This window comes from Ramlibacter sp. PS3R-8, assembly GCF_037572435.1.
GTDB lineage: Bacteria > Pseudomonadota > Gammaproteobacteria > Burkholderiales > Burkholderiaceae_C > Ramlibacter.
On the sequence record NZ_JBBHGT010000004.1, the window covers coordinates 47,866 to 66,537 of the forward strand.

Below are 18,672 nucleotides of genomic sequence, written 5' to 3' on the forward strand. Positions count from 1 at the left end.
AGGCCGATCATTGCGACGACGAACGGGAGTGAGCGACATGGCCCTTAGCCGGATGGACGATTTCAGGGTTGCCATCGATCCACGCACTGGTGAACTGCGAAGCGCCTCGAAGACGCTGTCAGTTCCGCGCGGACTGCGGGTCACGGGCGGCAGCTTCCACTGGCGCCCGCTCGCCATCGGCGGCGCGGTCGTGCTCGGACTGGTCGTCTGCGTCTTCCTGGCCGCGCTGGTGTCGGAACTGATGTAGCCAGCGGCCGCCGAGCGGGGCTGGACGGGCAGTCAGTGCCCCAGGATTTTCGACAGGAAATCCTGCCCCCGCTCGCTCTGCGGGTGGTTGAAGAAGTCCTCCGGCTTGGACGCTTCGACGATCTGGCCTTCGTCCATGAAGACCACGGAGTCGGCCACCGCCTTGGCGAAGCCCATTTCGTGCGTCACCACCAGCATGGTCATGCCCTGCTGCGCAAGCTCGATCATCACGTCCAGCACTTCCTTGATCATTTCGGGGTCGAGCGCGGAGGTGGGCTCGTCGAACAGCATGATCTTGGGCGTAAGGCACAGCGCCCGCGCGATCGCCACGCGCTGCTGCTGGCCGCCTGACAGCTGCAGCGGGAACTTGGCGGCCTGGTCGGCGATGCGCACGCGCTCCAGTTGGTGCATCGCCTTTTCCTCGGCTTCCTTCTTCGGCAGCTTGCCCACCCACATCGGCGACAAGGTCAGGTTCTCCAGCACGGAGAGGTGCGGGAACAGGTTGAACTGCTGGAACACCATGCCGACCTTGCGGCGCACCGCGTCGATCGCCTTGACGTCGTCGCCGAGCTCGGTGCCGTCCACCACCAGTCTGCCTTCCTGGTATTCCTCCAGCGCGTTGACGCAACGGATCAGCGTGGACTTGCCGGAGCCCGAAGGCCCGCAGATGACGATGCGCTCACCGCGCGCAACGCGCAGGTCGATGTCGCGCAGCACGTGGAAGTCGTTGCCGTACCACTTGTTGACTTTGTCGAAGCTGATGATGGAGTCGGTCATGGTGCCTTGGCGTCAACGCTGCTTGCTCTGGTTCAGGCGCTTTTCCACCCACTGGCTGTAGCGCGACATCGAGAAGCACAGGGTGAAGTAGATCAGCGCGATGAAGAAGTAGGCCTGCAGCTTGAAAGGCTTCCAGTTGGCGTCGCTGTTCAAGGCCATGTCCATGGAGCCGGTCAGCTCGAACAGGCTGACGATGCTGACCAGCGACGTGTCCTTCAGGATGGAGATGAAGCTGTTCATGATGCTGGGCACCACCATCGCCAGCGCCTGCGGCAGCACGATCTTGCGCTGCGTCTGCCAGTACGACAGCCCGATGGTGGCGGCCGCCTCCACCTGGCCCTTGGGCACGGCCTGCAAGCCGCCGCGGATCACCTCGGCCAGGTAGGCCGCGGCGAACAGGGTGATGCCCACCAGCACGCGGATCAGCACGTCGATGGTCATGCCCTGCGGCAGGAACAGCGGGAACATGAACGAGGCCATGAACAGCACCGAGATCAGCGGCACGCCCCGCACCAGTTCCACGTAGATCGTGCACAGTGCGCGGATCGCGGGCAGGTTGGAACGGCGCCCCAGCGCCACCAGCAAGGCGAGCGGGAAGGCCAGCGCGATGGACAGCGTGGACAGCAGGATGGTCAGCGGCAGCCCGCCCCAGCGGTCCGTCGTCACCTTGGACAGGCCCATCACGTTGCCGTACATCAGCACGAAGAAGAGGGCCAGCCCCACCGCCCACAGCGCCGCGAGCGACGGCTTCCAGAAAGCGCGAATGCAGCTGGCCACGACCAGCCCGAACATCAGCAGCGTGGCCAGCAGCGGGCGCCACTGCTCGTCGAAGGGATAGCGGCCGAAGAGGATGATGCGGTACTTCTCCGCCACCACTCCCCAGCACGCGCCCTCCGCCTGCGCGGCGCGGCAGGCTTCCAGGTTCGGCGTCCACACGGCGTTGACCAGCGCCCAGGAAACGAACTGCGGCACCACCCATAGAAGCAGCGCGCCGAGCAGGACCGTCGCGATGCCGGTGCGCCAGTCGCTGAACAACTGCACGCGCAGCCAGCCGACCACGCCGGCGCGCTCACGCGGCGCAGGGCGCGGGTCTATGCGGCGGGCACCGGCCAGGTCCATGCCATGGGCCTCACTTTTCCTTGATCGCCACGCGGGCGTTGTACCAATTCATGAGGCCCGACGTCGTCAGCGAGAGCGTGAGGTACACCGCCATGATGATGGCGATGCACTCCACTGCCCTGCCCGTCTGGTTCATCGACGTGTTGGCGATGGACACCACGTCCGGGTAGCCGATGGCCACGGCCAGCGACGAGTTCTTGGTGAGGTTCAGGTACTGGTTGGTCAGCGGCGGGATGATCACGCGCAATGCCTGCGGCATCAGCACCAGCCGGATCTCGAGCCGGCGGTCCAGCCCCAGTGCGGCGGCCGCCTCGGACTGGCCGGCCGCCACCGAGCTGATGCCGGAACGCACCACCTCCGCGATGAAAGCCGCGGTGTACAGCGAGAGCCCGAGCAACAGCGCCAGGAATTCCGGCGTGAGCGCGCCGCCGTTTTCCACGGCGAACTCGCCCTTCTTGGGGATGTCCAGCGCCGTCGGCGCGCCACCCAGCGTCCAGCCCGCCAGGATGCACAGGATGACCAGCGCCAGCGGCGTCCAGAACGTGCTCCTGGGAATGCCGGTCGCCTCGAACCTGCGCCTGGCCCAGCGTCGCCAGGCCCACGCGAGCAGCAGGCCGACGCCGAGTCCCGCAACCGTCCAGGCCTGGCCCGGGCTCCAGATCGGGATGGGGAAGTTCAGGCCGCCCTTGCTCAGGAAGAAGGGCCCGGCCTTCCACTCTTCGCCGACGCCGGGCAGGTACTCGGTCAGCACCAGGTACCACACCAGCAGTTGCAGCAGCACCGGGATGTTGCGGAAGCACTCGACGTACCCGGCGCACAGGCTACGGACCAGCAGGTTGCGCGAGAAACGGCCGACGCCCACCACCGTGCCGATGAAGGTGGCCAGCACGATGCCGGCCAGCGCCACCCGCAAGGTGTTGCTCAATCCGACGGCAAAGCCCTTGAGGTACGACTCGGACGAGTCGAAGGGGAACAGGCTTTCACCGATCGTGAAGCCGGCCTGCTGCCCCAGGAAGTCGAAGCCGCTCTGGATGCCGCGCACGCGCATGTTGTGCAGCGTGTTGGACCAGAGGAACCAGGCCAGCCCCGCGACGGCCGCGGCGGCCAGCACCTGGTAGATCAACCCGCGGAAGGCGCGGCTGCGCCACGACCAACTGCTTTTTCCGCGGCGGCGCTTGGCCGGCATCAGTGGCGGTCGTTGCCCAGGCTCAGCGCATCGGCAGGGCGTACATCAGGCCGCCCTTGTTCCACTGGTTGTTGATGCCGCGCGGCAGGCCCAGCGCGGACTTCGGGCCCACGTTCCGCTCGAAGATCTCGCCGTAGTTGCCGGTGGCCTTGATGGCACGGGCCATCCAGTCCTTGTCCAGGCCCACCAGCTTGCCCATGTCTTCGCCAGTGCCCAGGATGCGCTTGACGACCGGGTCCTGGCTGCTGGCCTTCATCTGGTCGACGTTGGCCTGGGTGATGTCGTATTCCTCGGCCTCGACCAGCCCGTAGATCACCCACTTCACGATCGCCAGCCATTCGTCGTCACCGCGGCGCACCATCGGGCCCAGCGGCTCCTTGGACACCAGGTCCGGCAGGATCACGTGGTCGGCCGGCGTGGTGGCCACCTTGTTGCGGATGGAGGCCAGGCCGGAGGCGTCCGTCGTGTACGAGATGCAGCGGCCCGCGAAGTACGCGGCGGTCGCCGCTTCCTCCTTCTCGAACACCACGGTCTTGATGTTGAGGTTGTTGGCCTTGGAGTAGTCGGTCAGGTTCTTCTCGGTGGTGGTGCCGGACTGCACGCATACCGTCTGGTTCTTGAACTGCTTGGGGCTCTTGATGTTGCTCTTCTTCGGCACGATGAAGCCCTGGCCGTCGTAGTAGGTGACCACGGTGGCCTGCAGGCCCAGGGACGCGTCGCGCGTGAGCGTGAGCGTGGTGTTGCGTGACAGCAGGTCGATCTCGCCGGACTGCAAGGCGGTGAAGCGCTGTTGCGCCGTCAGCGGCACGTACTTCACCTTTTCCGGGTCGCTCAGCACCGCCGCCGCGACGGCGCGGCACACGTCCACGTCCAGCCCGGTCCACTTGCCGGCGGAGTCCGCCGCCGAGAACCCCGCCAGGCCGGTGTGGACGCCGCAGACCAGCTGGCCGCGCGACTTGATGCCGTCCAGCGTCTTGCCGGCCCACGCGGGCGCCGAGGCGATGACGCCGCCAAGCGCGATGGCAAGGGCCAGGCATCGGGTGTTGAGTGTCTTCATGGGTCTCTCCTGTAAGGATGTTCGCGAGGCGCCGGCCTCGCGTAGCGCGACAGCCTCGCCGCAGAATAACCCATCGGGTGCTAGGGAAAAACCCGATTCGAGAGGGAATGACCGTGCGCCCGGAAAGTACCTCTTCGCGTTTACGCCTATGACAGGGCATGGGGATGTCTCTACATTTGCTTTCGGCCGCTGGTCGAAACAAGACAGGAGACTGGACATGAACAAATCGGTATCGGGACTGTGGTGTCGCGCGATCGTCGCCGCTCTCGCACTGGCGGGCTTCTCCGCTGCCGCCGTCGCGCAGCAAGCCATCACGCTGCACGGCGCCGTCCAGTTCAACGACGACCACGCATTCAACAAGTCGCTTCTCAAGTTCGAGGAGCTGGTCAAGAAGTATTACGGCAAGCCCATCAACTTCGTGCTGCACCGGAACAGCGAGCTGGGCCTGGAAAAGCAGTACTTCGAGTACATGGCCCAGGGCAAGGCCGTCGACTACGCCATCGTGTCGCCGGCGCACATGTCCACGTTCTCCAAGGCCGCGCCCTTCATCGACGCGCCGTTCCTGTTCCGCGACATCGACCACTGGAACAAGGTCCTCGACGCCGACCTGCTCAAGCCCATCGCCGACGAAATCAACCAGAAGGCCGAGGTGATGCTGATCGGCTATGCCGGCGGCGGCACGCGCAACATCTTCGTCAACAAGCCGGTTCGCAACCTGGCCGAGATGAAGGGCCTGAAGGTCCGCGTGCAGGGCGCGCCGATCTGGAGCCGCACGTTCGCGGCCGTGGGCATGTCGCCCACCGTGGTCGCCTACAACGAGGTCTACAACGGCATCCAGAACAACGTGCTGTCCGCCGGTGAGAACGAGGCGGCAGGCGTCGAGTCGATGAAGTTCTACGAGGTCGCGCCGAACCTCAGCATGACGCAGCACGCCATCACCATCCGGCCGATCGCCTTTTCGGGCAAGACCTTCAAGAAACTGCCCGCCGACCTGCAGGCCGCCATCATCCGCGCCGGCAAGGAGGCCGGAGCCTACGGCCGGCAAGTCGAATCCAGCGAGGATTCCGCCAAGCTCGATGCGCTCGAAAAGGCCGGCAAGCTCAAGCGCATCCCGTTCGCCGACCGCGCTGAAATGAAGCGGCTGGTCGACCCGGTGATGGCGGCCTACGCCAAGGAAATCGACGCCGAGGCGATCTACACCAAGATCAACGCCACCAAGTGAGCGCCGTTGGCGGCGGCTGGCGCCGCTTCACCGCCGGGTTCGCCCAGCTGCTGGACTGGCTGCTCGTCGCCCTGGTGGCGGTGCTGATCGTGCCCGTGACGATGCAGATCGTCGCGCGCTACACCGACCTGATCCCGCCCTACATCTGGACGGAAGAACTGGCTCGTTTCGTCTTCATCTGGATGATCATGATCGGCGCCATGGTCGGCGTGCGCGAGATGGCGCACTTCAACGTCGACGTGTGGAAGCGCCTGGGCCCACGCGGCGAGGCGTCACTGAACCTCGTCACGCAAGTGGCCACCCTGGTCTTCGCGCTGGTGTTCATCTGGTCGGGCATCGAGTTCACGAAGTTCGCGATGAACCGCATCTCCGAGCTGGCCGAGCTGCCCTTGTGGCTGATCCACGTTGCCTGGCCGTTGACGGGCCTGGCCTGGATCGTGTTCCTCGGTGAGCAGTTCGTGGACAACGTCCGCGTGCTCACAGCCGCAGCGCCTGCCGCGGAGGTGGCCGAGTGAACGGGGCCGTCCTGTCCCCAGCGGTCGCCGCCCTCATCCTGTTCGTCGTCTTCTTCGGGTTGATGGCGTTTCGCGTGCCGGTGGCTTTCTCGCTCGGCCTGGCCTGCCTGCCGATCCTGCTGATCGAGCCGCGGCTGTCCGCCATGACGCTCATGAGCGAGACCTTCAACGCGTACAACTCCTTCATCCTGCTGGCGGTGCCGTTCTTCCTGCTCACCGCCAACCTGATGAACGTCGGCGGCATCACCGACCGGCTGCTCAAGCTGTCGCGCACGATGGTGGGCCACTTCCCGGGCGGGCTGGCGCAGATCAACGTGGTGCTGTCGCTGTTCTTTGCCGGCATCTCGGGCTCGTCGACGGCCGACGCCGCCAGCCAGTCCAAGATCTTCATCGAGGCGCAGCGGCGCGAAGGCTACGACGACAGCTTCTCGGTGGCCATCACCGCCGTCTCCTCGGTGCTGGCGGTGATCATCCCGCCCTCGATCCTGATGATCGTGTGGGGCGGCGTGCTGTCCGTGTCGATCGGGGCGCTGTTCCTGGCCGGCATCATCCCCGGCCTGCTGCTGGTCGCGGTGCAGATGGCCACCGTCCACGCCTACGCCGTCCGGCGCGGCTATCCGACCTATCCGCGCGCGACCTTCATCGAGTTCCTGAAGTCGGCGGCGGTCTCGGTGCCGGCGCTGCTGACGCCGGTGATCATCATCGGGGGCAAGATCTTCGGCTGGTTCACGGCCACGGAATCGGCCGCGGTCGCCGTGCTCTATGCGGGCGCGCTGTCGGTCTTCGTCTACCGCGAGATGGACCTGAAGGCGCTGAAGCTCGCCTTCCTGGACACCGGCAAGTTCTCGTCCGTCACGCTGTTCTGCGTGGGCACCGCCAGCGCCTTCGGCTGGTTGATGGCGTACTACAAGATCCCGCAAGCGCTGCTCGCAGGCGTGTCCGCCTGGGGCATGGGCCCGATCGCCACGGGCCTGTTCATCGCCTTCGTGTTCCTGGTGGTGGGCTGCTTTCTCGACGCGATCCCGGCCATCATCATCGTGGGCACCATCCTGCAGCCGATCGCAGCGGCCGGCCACCTGGATCCGGTGCATTTCGCGATGATCGGGATCGTCTCGCTGGCCTTCGGCCTGGTCACCCCGCCCTATGGCCTGTGCCTGATGATCTGCTGCAAGATCGCCGACATGCGGCTGGCCGACGCGCTGAAGGACACCATGTTGATGCTGATCCCCATGATCGGCGTGCTGGTGCTGGTCGTCATCTGGCCGCAGCTGGTGCTGTTCCTGCCCGGCCTGATCTCGCCGGAGTTCCTGAAATAGGTTGCACGCGATGAAGGCTCAAGACCGATTCAGCCTGGGCGGCCAGTACGCGCTGGTCATTGGCGGCACCAGCGGCATCGGCAAGGCCATCGCGGCGGGATACCTGGACGCCGGCGCGCGTGTCGTCATCGCCGGCCGGCAACAGGACAAGCTCGACCAGGCCGTGGCGGACCTGCGGCCGCACGGTGAAGTGTCCGGCCTGCGTGCCGATGTGAGCGACATGGCGCAGCTGCGCAGCCTGGTCGCCGGTGTCCTGGCCCACCACGGGCGCATCGACACGCTCGTCAACTGCCAGGGCATCACGCTCATCCAGCCCTCCGAAGCCTTCACGCCCGACCAGTGGGACAGCGTGATGGACACCGACTTGAAGAGCGTGTTCTTCGCTTGCACGGAAGTCGGCCGGCACATGCTGGCGCGCGGCAGCGGGGCCATCGTCAACATCGCCTCGCTGGCGTCGCACCGCGGCTGGCCGGGCAGCGCGGTGTACTCGGCCGCCAAGAGCGGCGTGTTCAGCCTCACCCAGACGCTCGGCGCCGAATGGGCCGCGCGCGGCGTTCGCGTCAACGCCATCTCGCCGGGTTTCGTCATGACCGAACTCAATCGCGACAAGATGTCCGCGCAGCGCAAGGCGCTCGCGCTGTCCCGCACACCGGCGGGACGCTTTGGCGAAGTCGACGAGATGGTCGGCGCGGCCATCTACCTGGCCAGCCCGGCGGCTGCTTTCGTGACCGGGCAGAGCATTGCGGTGGACGGCGGGTTCCTCGCCGGCGGGATGTAGGGGCGCGCAGGCATGTCTGCCGGGTCGATGGCCGCGCGCGTCACCCGAAGGTGAACGCGTAGGCGCAAACGCCCGGCTTCGCGAATTCGATCTCGAACAGCTGCTCGCCGGCGCTGGTGCTGCGCCGCACGAGCTGGTACAGCCGGTGGACGTCCGCAGTGCCGCGGCCCTGCGCATCGACGTCGAATCCCCTGTCGCCGGCCGGCGCCTTGCCATCGAGCAAGACCCGCATGGCGATCGCCTCGCCATCCATGGCGGGACCCAACACCAGGTGCAGGTCCCGTGCCGAGAACTTGTGGGCGATGCGGCCGCTGCCTTGGCGCAGGCAGACACGCTCCGCCTCGACCGACCATGCTCCTTCCAGGGTCCATTCGTTGACGGAAAGATTCCGGGCAGGGGTGAACGGACCCGCCGCGCCCGCAGTCAATCGCCCCGCAGTGGCCCGGAAGCCATGCGACTGCGCGGCGCCGAGGTACGTTTCGCCCGATCGGGCGCGCTCACGCCCTGGTGCCGCCTGGGTGCCCAGGCCCTGCGGCGCCACCAGGCCTTCCGGCACCTTGGTGCCGCCCGCCTCGCGCAACAGCCGCTGGATGGTCCGCTCCGTGTCTTCATAGGCGCCTTCGCCGACCTGGCGTGAATGTTCCTGGCCCTTGGCGTCCACCAGCACCATCGTCGGCCAGGCCTGCGTGCCAAAAGCCTTCCAGATCCGTCGCTCACCGTCGGCCACGACGGGAAAGCCGATATCCAGGTGGTGCACCGCCTTCCGGACGTTGGCGTTGTCGCGCTCGAATCCGAACTCGGGCGTGTGAACGCCGATCACCACCAGCCCGGCATCCTTGTACTTGTCTGCCCATGCCTTGACATAGGGAAGCGTGCGCAGGCAGTTGATGCAGGAGTAGGTCCAGAAGTCGACGAGCACGACCTTGCCGCGCAACGCCTCGCGCGTGACAGGTGGTGCGTTCACCCAGCCGGTTCCGCCTTCCAGCGACGGCATCCGTCCGGTACGCGCCCCGAACAGGCTGTCGAAGGCGCCTGCCTGGGCCGGGGAAAAGCGGGCGCACGTGACGGCGACGAGCACCGCGAAGGCAAACCAGGAAAGTCGGGGCGCCACGTTCATTCATCACGTCCTTCGGGCTCGTAGGAGCCTCGCCGCACCGTCTCGAGGTTGACACCCTCGATGCGGATCAAGCGCGACGCGCCCGCGCGGCGCGGCGCATGGATGTCGCCTTCGTTGTACACGTGGGCGACACCGGGCGTGAGCTTGTACTCGCGCACCTTCCGGACCTTGGCCCGCTTTTCGGTGGAGGCCGGATCCACCCGCACCCAGTCGCTCATGGTGGTTTCGCCGTCGGCTTGCCCGTAGACGGCCCAGGACGGCCCGTGATCGTGCGGCCCGCCGTCGCGCGCGTCCGTGTAGCGGTGCGCCAGGATGCAGAAGCCCAGTTGCGGGTCCTGGTAGACCACCTTGCGTTCCGGCGTGGTGTCGTCGAGCACGCTGTCGACGAAGGCGCGGTCCTTCAACGCATCGGAGAGCAGCGCCGCCACCCGCGTGCGGCCGGCGGGAGTGTCGTCGTTCTGCAGGATGTCGCGGACGCTGGCTGCGAAGGACTGGAGGTTGAGTTGCATGAGGATCCCCTTGACGGAAAGTGATGATGCGCCGAGCATAGAAGCTCAAGTCGACTTGAAGTCAAGGGGTTTCGGCATGGATATCGCGGAAGTGGCACGGCGCACCGGCGTGGCGGCTTCGACGCTGCGCTACTACGAGGAGAAGGGGCTGATCGCCTCCGTCGGGCGGCAGGGGTTGCGCCGCCTGTTCACGGTGGACGTCCTGGACCAGCTGGCGCTGATCGCGCTGGCGCAGACCGCCGGCTTCTCGCTGGACGACATCCGTTCCATGTTCTCGCCCGACGGGCGTGCGCACATCGACCGGCGGATGCTCGCCGCCAAAGCCGACGACATCGACCGCACCGTCAAGCGCCTGCAGGCCGTGAGCAGGAGCCTGCGCCACGCCGCCGTGTGCCCAGCTCCCAGCCACCTGGAGTGCCCGACCTTCCGCCGGCTCATGCAGGCAGCAGGCAGCGCGCCAAAGGCCGCGCGGCCCAGCAGCGTCGCTGGCCGAGGACGTGCGGCCTCGCCGCCGCGCTGACGAAGATCAGCCCGCCGCGTCCCGCTTATGGAGACCTGCCGTCCAGGCGGCCGGCGAGCTCGAACGCGACGGCTTCCGAGAACGATCGGACCACGAGGTCGACGTGCTCCTGCACGTCGGCCTCGTCCGCGACCGCTTCCTCCAGGGGCAGCTTGATGGTCAGCAGCATGGCCTTCGGAAACGCGCTGCGCACGTCCGCCGCCGCTGATTGCCAGGCATCGAGACTCTCCTGGAGTGGATAGATCAGGAAGACGGTCGCAAAGGGATCCGCCTTGCCATCGTGCGGTGCGTCGAGCGAGCGCTCCAGCGACAGGCTGGCGGCCTGGATCCCTTCGTCCCGGAGCGCCTGCACCAGCAACTTGGTCTGCACCTCGTCACGCGTGCTTCCCAGCCCGGCGCAGAGCACGGCCTGGGCGGCACGCAGCGGTGGTGCGCCCTGCCAGCGCCCGACGCCCTGGTCACGCTGCAAGCGCAGGTGGGCGCCGACGTTGGCCTCCAGGAGCGAGGTCGATCGGCGCTTGCGGCTGGCACCCTCTTCCCTCTCGGCGCCGCTGAGGGAGTCCGCCACGGCCGCGATCGTCAGCCGGATGCGGTCTTGCTGCTCGCTGCCGATCCGGTCGGCACGGAAGTCGGCTGCCGCCAGCGCCAGCCCCGGCAGCAGGATCTGGTCGCAATAGCGGGCGAAGTTGCTGCGCCGCAGGTACACCCGGGCGGCTGCCGCGATCTCACCCGGTTCGCCGGAGAGGGCGCGCTGGTAAAGCCGCAATCCCGCCGTGAGGCCTGGAGCTTCGCCAAAGAGGATGGAGATGGGCTGCAGCGCGCGCACGTGACGCCCCGCCACCACCAGGCAGAGCGTGAGCGGCGTGGACAGCAGCAGGCCCACGGGACCCCACAGAGCACCCCAGAACAGGGCGGACACGATCACGCCCAGGGGCGCCAGGCCGCTGCTTTGGCCATACACCCGGGGCTCCACCAGGTGCACCACCAGCGCCTCCAAAGCGAGGAACAGGCCCGCGCTCCAGAACATGAGCGACCAGCCGGGATCGACGGCAGCGGCGAAAGCGGCGATGGCCGCGCCGGCCGCCAAGGCCCCGACGTAAGGGACGAACCGGGCCAGGCCCCCGAGCGCGCCCCAGAGCGCAGCGTGCGGAACGCCCACGATCCACAGCGCGCACCCGAGCACCAGGGCGAAGGTGAGGTTCACGACGAACTGCGACACGAAGAAGCGCGAAACGCCCTGGGCTGCATCTTCCACCGCGCGCATCGTCCTGCCGGCCTCCGCTTCCCCGGCCAGGCTGATCATGCGGTCGCGAAGGCCTTCGTGTTCCAGGAGGATGAACACCAGCAGCACCAGCACGATGCCGGCCTGTCCGACCGGTCCCCACATGAACGCGAACAGCCAGGTGACCGCTTCCGTCGCCGATGTCGGCGCACGCGCCTGCACGGGCGCCGGCGCAGGGTCGGGCACCACCCGGTCGCCCCGCCCGCGCGGCTTGCTGGTGACCGTGGGGTGCGCGGGCGGAACCACGGTGCGCAGCACGGACTCCAGCTGTTCGAGCGGGGCAACGGTGAGCTGCCTGGCATGCGACAGCTTGGAGCGCACGGCTTCCCGGTACTGCGGCAGGTCGGCGGCCACCGTGACCAGCTGGGAGGCGAGCACCGTGGCGATGGCGGCCAGGCAGGCACCCACGATCACGACCGACACCAGCGCGCCCGCGGCATGACCCAGGCCGATGCGCGCCAGCTTGCGCTTCAGCGGCGCGATCACGAGGCTGAGGATCGCCGCCAGCGCGAGCGGCGCAAGGACCACGCGGCCGAGGTACAGCATCCCGAGGACGCACGCCATGGCGATGATGCGGGCGGGGCGCGAACCGGGGATGGGTGGACTGTGCGGCAAGGTCCGATTGTGGGCCATGCGTGACAGAATCGATTTCATGCCCGGCGTGATCCAGAGACTCGCAGCCCGCCTGCCGTTCTTCTACGGCTGGATCGTCGTCGGCGTCGTCTTCGTGACGATGGCGATCTGCGTGAACGCACGCACGGCTTTCTCGCTGCTGTTTCCGCCGATCCTGGACGAGTTCGGCTGGGAACGCGGCGTGACGGCCGGCGCCTTCTCGTTCGGCTTCATCGTCTCCGCCGTGCTGAGCCCCTTGCTCGGTCGCTTGATGGACCGGCATGGACCGCGCGTGGTGATGGAGATCGGCATCGCCGCGACCGCTGCAGGCCTGCTGCTGGCGACCTTCGCGGGTGAGCCCTGGCATGTCTACGTCACGCTCGGCATGCTGGTCGGCGCAGGCACCACCTTCACCGGCTACACCGGCCAGGCCCTCTTCCTGCCGAACTGGTTCGTGCGGCGCCGCGGGCTCGCGATCAGCATCGCCTTCGCCGGCGTGGGCTTCGGCTCGATCGTCATGCTCCCCGCGCTGCAGACGTATGTGGAGCGCAGCGGCTGGCGCGCGGGCTGCACGCTGCTGGGCGTGACGGTGCTCGTGGTGCTCGTGCCGCTGAACCTGCTGCTGCGCAAGCGGCCGGAGGAGATCGGCCTTGCCCCGGACGGCGACCCGGACACGCCCGGTGCGGCGCAAGCCCGCCGCGTGAACGTCGTCGACGCCGCGTGGGCTGCCGTCGACTGGACGCTCGCCCGCGCGCTGCGCACCGCACGGTTCTGGTGGATCGCGGTGGCGTACTTCACTGCATTGTTCGCGTGGTACGCGGTGCAGGTGCACCAGACCAAGTACCTGATCGAAACCGGCTTCAGCGCGCAGCAGGCGGCGTGGGCCCTTGGCGCGGTGAGCCTGGCAGGCGTGCCGGGACAGATCGCGCTGGGCTGGCTCTCGGACCGGATAGGACGCGAGATCGTCTGGGCCATCGGCAACTTGGGGTTCTGCCTGACCTATGCCGCGCTGCTGGCGCTGCCCTCCTATCCGCAGGTTTCGCTGTTGTACGCGATGGTGATCCTGCAGGGCGCGCTAGGCTACGGCCTGACCTCGGTGGTGGGCGCCATCCCCGCAGAGGTCTTCGAGAGCAAGCACTATGGGCCGATCTTCGGCACGCTCATGCTCAGCGCGCTGGCCGGCGGCGCGATCGGTCCCTGGTTCATGGGGTTCGTGCACGATCGCACCGGCAGCTACACGCTGGCTTTCTGGGTCGCCATCGGCTGCTCGCTGCTCTCCGCCTTTGCCATCTGGCGCGCCGCCCCCAGCGGCGTGCGCGTGGTCGCAGGCCGGGTGCGCGCCGCGCAGGCATGAGGCCGCCTCCCTAGCCTGCGAGCCAACGGCAAAGCGCCACGGCTGCGGCTCCGGCCAGCGCGGCGACCACGTCCTTGCCGGTCCACTTCATCACCGCGAACACCACCGCGAGTCCCAGCCACTCCGGCAGGCCGCCGCGCAGCACCGTGGGCATCACGATGCCGATCATCACGCCCAGGGGGATCGCCTTCAGCGCGGCTTCCACGCGCGGGGTGATGGGCACGTAGCCCATGAGCAGGTAGCCCGCGAGCCGGCAGCCGTACGAGGCTGCCGCCATCGCCGCGATGGCGAGCAGGAACTGCCAGTCAACGCTCAACGCGCGCTCCTCCGACGAGTCCGGCCGCGATGGCCGCGCCGACGATCGTCCATCCCGGCAGCCACCATGCCAGGACGGCGGCCACGAGCACCGCGGCAAGGGCGGGCCACAGGTCGCTGCGGCCGCGGAAGACGCTGACGCCGATGGCGGCGGCGAAGGCCACGAGCATGAAGTCCAGGCCCAGCGCGGTGGGATGCGGGATGGTGCTTCCCACCAGGTGGCCCGCCGCCGTGCCGACGAACCATGGCAAGGCAGTCGCGACGCCGGAGCCGAACAGGAAGCCGGCGTCGCGGTAACCGGCGTGGTACTCCCGCATGGAGAGCGCCCAATTGCCGTCACCGAGGAAGAACAAGGTGGCGAAGGCCTGCGGACGGGTGGCGACGCGCAGCCAGGGCTGGATCGACGCGCCATACAACACGTAGCGCGCGTTGATCAGGACCACGGTGGTGACCAGGGCCGCGACCAGGGGTGACGCGCTCCATCCCTGCAGCGCCGCGAGCTGTGCGCTGCCGGAATAGACCAGCACGCTCATGAGCAGCGCCTCGGCCCAGGCGAGCCCCTTCTCGCTGGCCAGCACGCCGAACACGACGCCATACAGGAAGGTCCCGGGCGCCAGCGGTTGTGCGGCGACGAATCCGCGCCGGAATCCCTGGGAGGTGAAGGTCGCGGGGCTGTCGCCGGTGAGTTGATCCATCGGGCAAGGAATCTAACGCATTCGGACCCTCGCAGCGCCTGCCCGCGCGCCGCCCGCGAGACAATCGGGCTTTGGAGGGCAGCGTGTCTTTGAAGTCCCGGGTGGCAGCGTTCCCCGCCGAAGCGACGGCCGTCATGCGCCGCCCGATGTTTCGCGAAGGCCTGGTCGACGCCGTCCCCATGGCGATAGGCATCGCGGCATGGGGCCTGGTCGCGGGCGTGGCCATGGCCAAGAGCGGCATGGGCATGCCGATGGCGATCTTCATGTCCATCGTGGTCTACGCGGGCTCCGCGCAGATCGCGTGCTTGCCGCTGATTGCCGCAGGCGCGCCGATGTGGGTGGTATGGGCCGCCACGCTGTGCGTCAGCCTGCGCTTCATGGCCTTCAGCTTTCGCTACCGGCCGTTCTTCATGCACCTGCCGCGCCGGCGGCGCATCGCCTGCAGCTTCCTGATGGGCGACACGAACTTTGCGCTGTTCTTCCGCCGGTTCTCGGAGCCGCTGCCAGGCCGGGAGCACGTGGACTACTTCCTGGGCAGTTCGCTGTCCACTTTCGGCGTCTGGCAGGTTTCCATCATCACCGGCATCGTTGCCGGCCACGGCATCCCGACCGCATGGGGCGTGGGTTTCGCCGGCACGATGGCGTTGCTGGCGCTGACATGCACGCAACTGCACAACGCCACCACCTGGATCGCGGCCGTGGTCGCCGGCTGCGCTGCCGTGGCGGCGTATGCGCTGCCGCTGAAACTGAACATCATTGTCGGGATTGCAGCCGCGGTTGCCATCAGCGTGGTGGCCGGTCGCCTCCCCGCCCGGGCAGGACGCGAACCATGAGCGCGGTGGAACTCTTCGTCACCACGCTCGGCATGGCGCTGGTCACGCTGGCGTGCCGCTGCTTCTTCCTTTTTTCGCAGGAAGACCTGCCGATGCCGCGCTGGCTGCGCGAAGGCCTGCACCTTGCGCCGATTGCCGCACTCGCGGCGGTGGTCGCGCCCGAGCTGGTGCTGACCCAGGGCCACCTGATCGACACCTGGCGCGATGCGCGCATCTTCGGCGCGCTGGCCGGCCTGGCGTTCTATGGGTGGCGTCGCACCCTGTTCGGCACGATCGCGTGCGGCACGGGTGTCATGCTGGCCTTGCGGTTCTGGCTGGGTTGGTAGCGGGCACGCCCGCGCGCCGCACTACCTGGCGTCGACCCGCGACAGGATGTCGCGCGTGATGGGCGACCAGGTTTCCCAGTCATGGCCGCCGCGCGGCTGCAGCACGTGCTGCGGTGGCAGCAGCGGCGCGATGAGCGGCAGCGCCCCGCGCAGGTAATCCTTGTCGCCGTACGCGACCCAGACGTTGCGCCGCGCGCCTGGCGCGCGCGACCAGGTCTGCAGATGGCGCCACAGCTCCTGCTGGAAATTGTCTTCATCGATGACCCGCGGCGGCGGCGGCGGTTGCCAGCGCGCGACCCCGCCCGCGGCTGCGATTTCCTGCAGCAGCTGCTTCTCGCCGAGGTACGGCGCCAGCAGGACCAGCCCGTCCACCTGGTCCGGGTGGGCCCGGTCGTACATCAGGGCGCCCATCCCCCCCAGCGAAGCACCCACCAGCCAGACCTGCGCGTAGCCGCGCTTGCGCGCGGGCTCGATCACTTCGGCGTGCAGGCGCCGCTCGGCCTGGCCTTCCATGTAGTAGCCCAGGGCCAGGCCGGCGAGCACGACGTCCGCGTCGGGCCAGGCCTGCTGGACGGCCTGCGTGATGCCGCTGCGCCGCAGGACGGCGACATCGTCGGCGCGGCCGGGCAGCACGACCACCAGCCGCCGGGCTTTTTGCGGGGCTGCGATGAATTCGGTCGGGATGGGTTTGGACGGATCGCCGCGCGGGAAGCAGCCCACCAGCATGCCGAGGGAGAGCACCAGCCAGGACCACGAGAGCTTGAACGTCATGCGCCATCATCGCATCACGGGGTCCTGGACACCCGGCCAGCTTGAAGCGGGCTCGCCAGACCCCGGACTGCGCTACGCTTGGCGCTTTTGCGGGGGAGACGCGTGATGAGCGAGTTCAGCGGCGAGACACCGGTCACTTACCAGATGCTGAGGGACGCCCTCGATGCGTGCGGTCTCGCCGTCGGTTTCGCGCTGGCCGGCACGCTGAACACGGGCGGCACCGACCGCAGGCTCATCCTCGCCATTTCGGAGAGCCTGCAGACACTGACCGTCGACGGCCGCTTTCCCGGGCTGCCGGGCCACTGCATGGGCGGCATCGTGCAGGGCATGGAGGCCTTCCTGATTTCCGGCGAGAAGGAGAAGGGCGCACCGCTGTTGTAGCGGGCGTCGACACTGCTGTCCTCATGAGTCCCAGAACCCGACGCGTCCTCCAGGCCATCCTGTATGAAACCTTCGCCATCGCCTTCGTCGGCCCCGTCCTGAGCGTCGCCTTCGACAAGCCAGCCGCGTCCACCCTGGGACTCGCGTTCGTGCTCTCGAGCATCGCGCTGGCCTGGAACTACGTGTTCAACGCGATCTTCGAGCGCTGGGAAGCGCGCCAGTCCGTGCGCGGCCGTTCGTTCGCCAGGCGCCTGGCGCACGGCATCGGCTTCGAGGGCGGGCTCGTGATCCTGCTGGTGCCCGTCATGGCCTGGTGGCTGGAAATATCCTTCTTCGACGCGTTCCTGGCGAACCTGGGATTGCTGGTTTTCTTCTTCGTCTACGCGATCGCGTTCACGTGGGCGTTCGATCGGGTGTTCGGCTTGCCGGAGTCTGCAGCGTAGGCCGGGTTGCCGAAGGCACCCCGGCACCTCGAAGCCCCCCGCTGACGCCGTTGCTGGAGTAGGATTTGCGCATGCGGCACGGCCTGCTCACCCTCTCCGCGGCTCTCCTCGTGTGCGCTTCATCGGGCGCAGGGGCCCAGGTGTATCGCTGCGGCAGCACGAGCGTCTACACGGACAGGCCCTGCCATGGCGCCAGTGCCGTCGATGTGCGGCCGAACATCCTGGATGCCGGGCCGCGCCACATCGATCCACTGCCGGCGGTGGCGCCGGCGCCGGCCATCATTCTCCAGACTGCACCGAAGCCGGCGGAACCGTCGGGCAGCGTGTGGGATCGCCGGGACGCAGCGGAGTCCGAGTATCGGGGCCGTACCGGTCCCTATCGGCCGTAGCCGTCGAAGCGCCGGGGTGCCTTCGGCAACCCGGCCTACGGGGATGAGGAGCTACGAAGCCTTGAACGGCACCACCACCTGCCGCTGCTCGCCCAGGCCGTCGATGCCCAGCGTCATCACGTCGCCCTTCTTCAGGTACTTCGGCGGCTTCATGCCGAGGCCGACGCCCGGGGGCGTGCCGGTGGTGATGACATCGCCCGGCTCCAGCGTCATGAACTGGCTGCAATAGCTCACGATCTTGGCGCAGTTGAAGATCATGGTGCGGGTGTTGCCGGTCTGCATGCGCTCGCCATTGACGTCCAGCCACATGCCCAGGCGCTGCACGTTCGGGATCTCGTCGGTGGTCACCAGCCAGGGGCCGATGGGGCCGAAGGTGTCGCAGCCCTTGCCCTTGTCCCACTGCGAGCCGCGTTCCAGCTGGAACTCGCGCTCGCTGACGTCGTTGACCACCGTGTAGCCGGCCACGTACGTCAGCGCCTTGTTCAGGGCCACGTAGCGGGCGCGCGTGCCGATGACGATGCCCAGTTCCACTTCCCAGTCGCTCTTGACCGAGCCGCGCGGCAGCATCACCGGATCGTTGGGGCCCTGGATGCAGCTGGTCGCCTTCATGAAGACGATCGGCTCGGCCGGGATCGGCATGTTCGATTCAGCCGCATGGTCCGAATAATTCAGGCCGATGGCGATGAACTTGGGAACGTGCGCCAGCGGGCAGCCGAAGCGCGGCGTGCCGCGCACCAGCGGCAGCTTGGCAGGGTTGGCCTTGCGGATCTTCGCCAGTGCCGCTTGACCGAGCTGCTCGGGGCCGATGTCCGGCACCACGCTGCTCAGGTCACGCAGTTTGCCGTCGTCGTCGATCAGGCCGGGCTTCTCGCGGCCAGGGTTGCCATAACGAACCAGTTTCATCGTTGC

At 67.8% G+C, this 18,672-nt stretch carries 23 protein-coding genes; 12 read left to right on the plus strand and 11 right to left on the minus strand.

The window, feature by feature from the left end; all coding sequences use genetic code 11:
* The first annotated feature begins 37 nt into the window (after nt 1-37).
* The gene (locus tag WG902_RS15065; RefSeq protein ID WP_340060954.1) at nt 38-247 is read left to right on the plus strand and encodes a hypothetical protein; all 210 of its coding nucleotides are present in this window, start codon (nt 38-40) and stop codon (nt 245-247) included.
* A gap of 32 nt (nt 248-279) precedes the next feature.
* Here WG902_RS15065 and WG902_RS15070 read toward each other — a convergent pair whose 3' ends face one another.
* From WG902_RS15070 to WG902_RS15085, 4 genes are read right to left on the minus strand one after another with little or no spacing between them, the layout of a single operon-like run.
* Nucleotides 280-1,023 carry an amino acid ABC transporter ATP-binding protein gene (locus WG902_RS15070; RefSeq protein WP_340060955.1) on the minus strand — a complete coding sequence of 248 codons (744 nt, stop codon included), beginning with the start codon at nt 1,021-1,023 and terminating at the stop codon, nt 280-282.
* Nucleotides 1,024-1,035: 12 nt separating this feature from the next.
* On the minus strand, nt 1,036-2,142 hold the full coding sequence (locus WG902_RS15075; RefSeq protein WP_340060956.1) for an amino acid ABC transporter permease: 1,107 nt from the start codon (nt 2,140-2,142) through the stop codon (nt 1,036-1,038).
* A gap of 10 nt (nt 2,143-2,152) precedes the next feature.
* The gene (locus WG902_RS15080) at nt 2,153-3,328 is read right to left on the minus strand and encodes an amino acid ABC transporter permease (protein WP_340060957.1); all 1,176 of its coding nucleotides are present in this window, start codon (nt 3,326-3,328) and stop codon (nt 2,153-2,155) included.
* 22 nt (nt 3,329-3,350) lie between these two features.
* Nucleotides 3,351-4,385: an amino acid ABC transporter substrate-binding protein gene (locus tag WG902_RS15085; RefSeq protein ID WP_340060958.1), complete on the minus strand. Its 1,035-nt coding sequence runs from the start codon at nt 4,383-4,385 to the stop codon at nt 3,351-3,353.
* 217 nt (nt 4,386-4,602) lie between these two features.
* Between WG902_RS15085 and WG902_RS15090 the strand changes: the two genes are divergently transcribed.
* The 4 genes from WG902_RS15090 to WG902_RS15105 are packed head-to-tail and all read left to right on the plus strand — an operon-like array spanning nt 4,603 to nt 8,216.
* Nucleotides 4,603-5,607, plus strand: a complete 1,005-nt coding sequence (locus WG902_RS15090; RefSeq protein ID WP_340060959.1) for a TRAP transporter substrate-binding protein — start codon at nt 4,603-4,605, stop codon at nt 5,605-5,607.
* Nucleotides 5,604-6,122, plus strand: a complete 519-nt coding sequence (locus tag WG902_RS15095) for a TRAP transporter small permease (RefSeq protein WP_340060960.1) — start codon at nt 5,604-5,606, stop codon at nt 6,120-6,122. The genes WG902_RS15090 and WG902_RS15095 overlap by 4 nt, the downstream gene beginning before the upstream one ends.
* On the plus strand, nt 6,119-7,438 hold the full coding sequence (locus WG902_RS15100; RefSeq protein WP_340060961.1) for a TRAP transporter large permease: 1,320 nt from the start codon (nt 6,119-6,121) through the stop codon (nt 7,436-7,438). Before WG902_RS15095 ends, WG902_RS15100 begins: the two co-directional genes overlap by 4 nt.
* Before the next feature lie 10 nt (nt 7,439-7,448).
* On the plus strand, nt 7,449-8,216 hold the full coding sequence (locus tag WG902_RS15105) for an SDR family NAD(P)-dependent oxidoreductase (protein WP_340060962.1): 768 nt from the start codon (nt 7,449-7,451) through the stop codon (nt 8,214-8,216).
* Nucleotides 8,217-8,256: 40 nt separating this feature from the next.
* On the opposite strand, the gene WG902_RS15110 is transcribed toward WG902_RS15105, so the two are convergent.
* Complete coding sequence (locus tag WG902_RS15110; RefSeq protein WP_340060963.1) at nt 8,257-9,333, minus strand: redoxin family protein; 1,077 nt, start codon at nt 9,331-9,333, stop codon at nt 8,257-8,259.
* Entirely contained in the window at nt 9,330-9,842 is a 513-nt protein-coding gene (locus WG902_RS15115; RefSeq protein ID WP_340060964.1) for a hypothetical protein, read from the minus strand. The genes WG902_RS15110 and WG902_RS15115 overlap by 4 nt, the downstream gene beginning before the upstream one ends.
* Before the next feature lie 76 nt (nt 9,843-9,918).
* On the opposite strand from WG902_RS15115, the gene WG902_RS15120 reads away from it, so the two are divergent.
* Nucleotides 9,919-10,362 (plus strand): helix-turn-helix domain-containing protein, encoded by a 444-nt coding sequence (locus WG902_RS15120; protein ID WP_340060965.1) that lies wholly within the window; start codon nt 9,919-9,921, stop codon nt 10,360-10,362.
* A gap of 25 nt (nt 10,363-10,387) precedes the next feature.
* On the opposite strand, the gene WG902_RS15125 is transcribed toward WG902_RS15120, so the two are convergent.
* Nucleotides 10,388-12,277 (minus strand): AI-2E family transporter, encoded by a 1,890-nt coding sequence (locus tag WG902_RS15125; protein ID WP_340060966.1) that lies wholly within the window; start codon nt 12,275-12,277, stop codon nt 10,388-10,390.
* Between WG902_RS15125 and WG902_RS15130 the strand changes: the two genes are divergently transcribed.
* Entirely contained in the window at nt 12,276-13,610 is a 1,335-nt protein-coding gene (locus WG902_RS15130; RefSeq protein WP_340060967.1) for an MFS transporter, read from the plus strand. The genes WG902_RS15125 and WG902_RS15130 overlap by 2 nt on opposite strands.
* Nucleotides 13,611-13,620: 10 nt before the next feature.
* Here WG902_RS15130 and WG902_RS15135 read toward each other — a convergent pair whose 3' ends face one another.
* Together WG902_RS15135 and WG902_RS15140 are read right to left on the minus strand one after the other, a co-directional pair.
* Nucleotides 13,621-13,926: an AzlD family protein gene (locus WG902_RS15135; protein ID WP_340060968.1), complete on the minus strand. Its 306-nt coding sequence runs from the start codon at nt 13,924-13,926 to the stop codon at nt 13,621-13,623.
* Nucleotides 13,916-14,620 carry an AzlC family ABC transporter permease gene (locus tag WG902_RS15140; protein ID WP_340060969.1) on the minus strand — a complete coding sequence of 235 codons (705 nt, stop codon included), beginning with the start codon at nt 14,618-14,620 and terminating at the stop codon, nt 13,916-13,918. The genes WG902_RS15135 and WG902_RS15140 overlap by 11 nt, the downstream gene beginning before the upstream one ends.
* Before the next feature lie 83 nt (nt 14,621-14,703).
* Here WG902_RS15140 and WG902_RS15145 point away from each other — a divergent pair, with 83 nt between their 5' ends.
* On the plus strand, nt 14,704-15,453 hold the full coding sequence (locus WG902_RS15145) for an AzlC family ABC transporter permease (RefSeq protein WP_340060970.1): 750 nt from the start codon (nt 14,704-14,706) through the stop codon (nt 15,451-15,453).
* Nucleotides 15,450-15,779, plus strand: a complete 330-nt coding sequence (locus WG902_RS15150) for an AzlD domain-containing protein (protein WP_340060971.1) — start codon at nt 15,450-15,452, stop codon at nt 15,777-15,779. Before WG902_RS15145 ends, WG902_RS15150 begins: the two co-directional genes overlap by 4 nt.
* A 21-nt stretch (nt 15,780-15,800) precedes the next feature.
* On the opposite strand, the gene WG902_RS15155 is transcribed toward WG902_RS15150, so the two are convergent.
* A complete protein-coding gene (locus tag WG902_RS15155) occupies nt 15,801-16,550 on the minus strand; it encodes an alpha/beta hydrolase (RefSeq protein WP_340060972.1) in 750 nt (249 codons plus the stop codon).
* A gap of 105 nt (nt 16,551-16,655) precedes the next feature.
* Here WG902_RS15155 and WG902_RS15160 point away from each other — a divergent pair, with 105 nt between their 5' ends.
* The 3 genes from WG902_RS15160 (at nt 16,656) to WG902_RS15170 (ending at nt 17,763) form a co-directional block, all read left to right on the plus strand.
* A complete protein-coding gene (locus WG902_RS15160) occupies nt 16,656-16,931 on the plus strand; it encodes a hypothetical protein (RefSeq protein WP_340060973.1) in 276 nt (91 codons plus the stop codon).
* Between the two features lie 23 nt (nt 16,932-16,954).
* On the plus strand, nt 16,955-17,374 hold the full coding sequence (locus tag WG902_RS15165; protein WP_340060974.1) for a PACE efflux transporter: 420 nt from the start codon (nt 16,955-16,957) through the stop codon (nt 17,372-17,374).
* Nucleotides 17,375-17,445: 71 nt separating this feature from the next.
* A complete protein-coding gene (locus WG902_RS15170; protein WP_340060975.1) occupies nt 17,446-17,763 on the plus strand; it encodes a hypothetical protein in 318 nt (105 codons plus the stop codon).
* A 51-nt stretch (nt 17,764-17,814) separates the two neighbouring features.
* On the opposite strand, the gene WG902_RS15175 is transcribed toward WG902_RS15170, so the two are convergent.
* On the minus strand, nt 17,815-18,666 hold the full coding sequence (locus WG902_RS15175; protein WP_340060976.1) for a fumarylacetoacetate hydrolase family protein: 852 nt from the start codon (nt 18,664-18,666) through the stop codon (nt 17,815-17,817).
* Nucleotides 18,667-18,672 lie beyond the last annotated feature (6 nt).

What these genes read in the sequence shown, in the direction of transcription:
- WG902_RS15120 (WP_340060965.1), top strand. Translation starts at nt 9,919, where the DNA reads ATGGATATCGCGGAAGTGGCACGGCGCACCGGCGTGGCGGCTTCGACG.
- WG902_RS15085 (WP_340060958.1), bottom strand. Translation starts at nt 4,385, where the DNA reads ATGAAGACACTCAACACCCGATGCCTGGCCCTTGCCATCGCGCTTGGC.
- WG902_RS15075 (WP_340060956.1), bottom strand. Translation starts at nt 2,142, where the DNA reads ATGGACCTGGCCGGTGCCCGCCGCATAGACCCGCGCCCTGCGCCGCGT.
- WG902_RS15080 (WP_340060957.1), bottom strand. Translation starts at nt 3,328, where the DNA reads ATGCCGGCCAAGCGCCGCCGCGGAAAAAGCAGTTGGTCGTGGCGCAGC.
- WG902_RS15175 (WP_340060976.1), bottom strand. Translation starts at nt 18,666, where the DNA reads ATGAAACTGGTTCGTTATGGCAACCCTGGCCGCGAGAAGCCCGGCCTG.
- WG902_RS15110 (WP_340060963.1), bottom strand. Translation starts at nt 9,333, where the DNA reads ATGAACGTGGCGCCCCGACTTTCCTGGTTTGCCTTCGCGGTGCTCGTC.
- WG902_RS15160 (WP_340060973.1), top strand. Translation starts at nt 16,656, where the DNA reads ATGAGCGAGTTCAGCGGCGAGACACCGGTCACTTACCAGATGCTGAGG.
- WG902_RS15155 (WP_340060972.1), bottom strand. Translation starts at nt 16,550, where the DNA reads ATGACGTTCAAGCTCTCGTGGTCCTGGCTGGTGCTCTCCCTCGGCATG.
- WG902_RS15170 (WP_340060975.1), top strand. Translation starts at nt 17,446, where the DNA reads ATGCGGCACGGCCTGCTCACCCTCTCCGCGGCTCTCCTCGTGTGCGCT.
- WG902_RS15125 (WP_340060966.1), bottom strand. Translation starts at nt 12,277, where the DNA reads ATGGCCCACAATCGGACCTTGCCGCACAGTCCACCCATCCCCGGTTCG.
- WG902_RS15140 (WP_340060969.1), bottom strand. Translation starts at nt 14,620, where the DNA reads ATGGATCAACTCACCGGCGACAGCCCCGCGACCTTCACCTCCCAGGGA.
- WG902_RS15065 (WP_340060954.1), top strand. Translation starts at nt 38, where the DNA reads ATGGCCCTTAGCCGGATGGACGATTTCAGGGTTGCCATCGATCCACGC.
- WG902_RS15115 (WP_340060964.1), bottom strand. Translation starts at nt 9,842, where the DNA reads ATGCAACTCAACCTCCAGTCCTTCGCAGCCAGCGTCCGCGACATCCTG.
- WG902_RS15130 (WP_340060967.1), top strand. Translation starts at nt 12,276, where the DNA reads ATGCGTGACAGAATCGATTTCATGCCCGGCGTGATCCAGAGACTCGCA.
- WG902_RS15090 (WP_340060959.1), top strand. Translation starts at nt 4,603, where the DNA reads ATGAACAAATCGGTATCGGGACTGTGGTGTCGCGCGATCGTCGCCGCT.
- WG902_RS15070 (WP_340060955.1), bottom strand. Translation starts at nt 1,023, where the DNA reads ATGACCGACTCCATCATCAGCTTCGACAAAGTCAACAAGTGGTACGGC.
- WG902_RS15105 (WP_340060962.1), top strand. Translation starts at nt 7,449, where the DNA reads ATGAAGGCTCAAGACCGATTCAGCCTGGGCGGCCAGTACGCGCTGGTC.
- WG902_RS15150 (WP_340060971.1), top strand. Translation starts at nt 15,450, where the DNA reads ATGAGCGCGGTGGAACTCTTCGTCACCACGCTCGGCATGGCGCTGGTC.
- WG902_RS15165 (WP_340060974.1), top strand. Translation starts at nt 16,955, where the DNA reads ATGAGTCCCAGAACCCGACGCGTCCTCCAGGCCATCCTGTATGAAACC.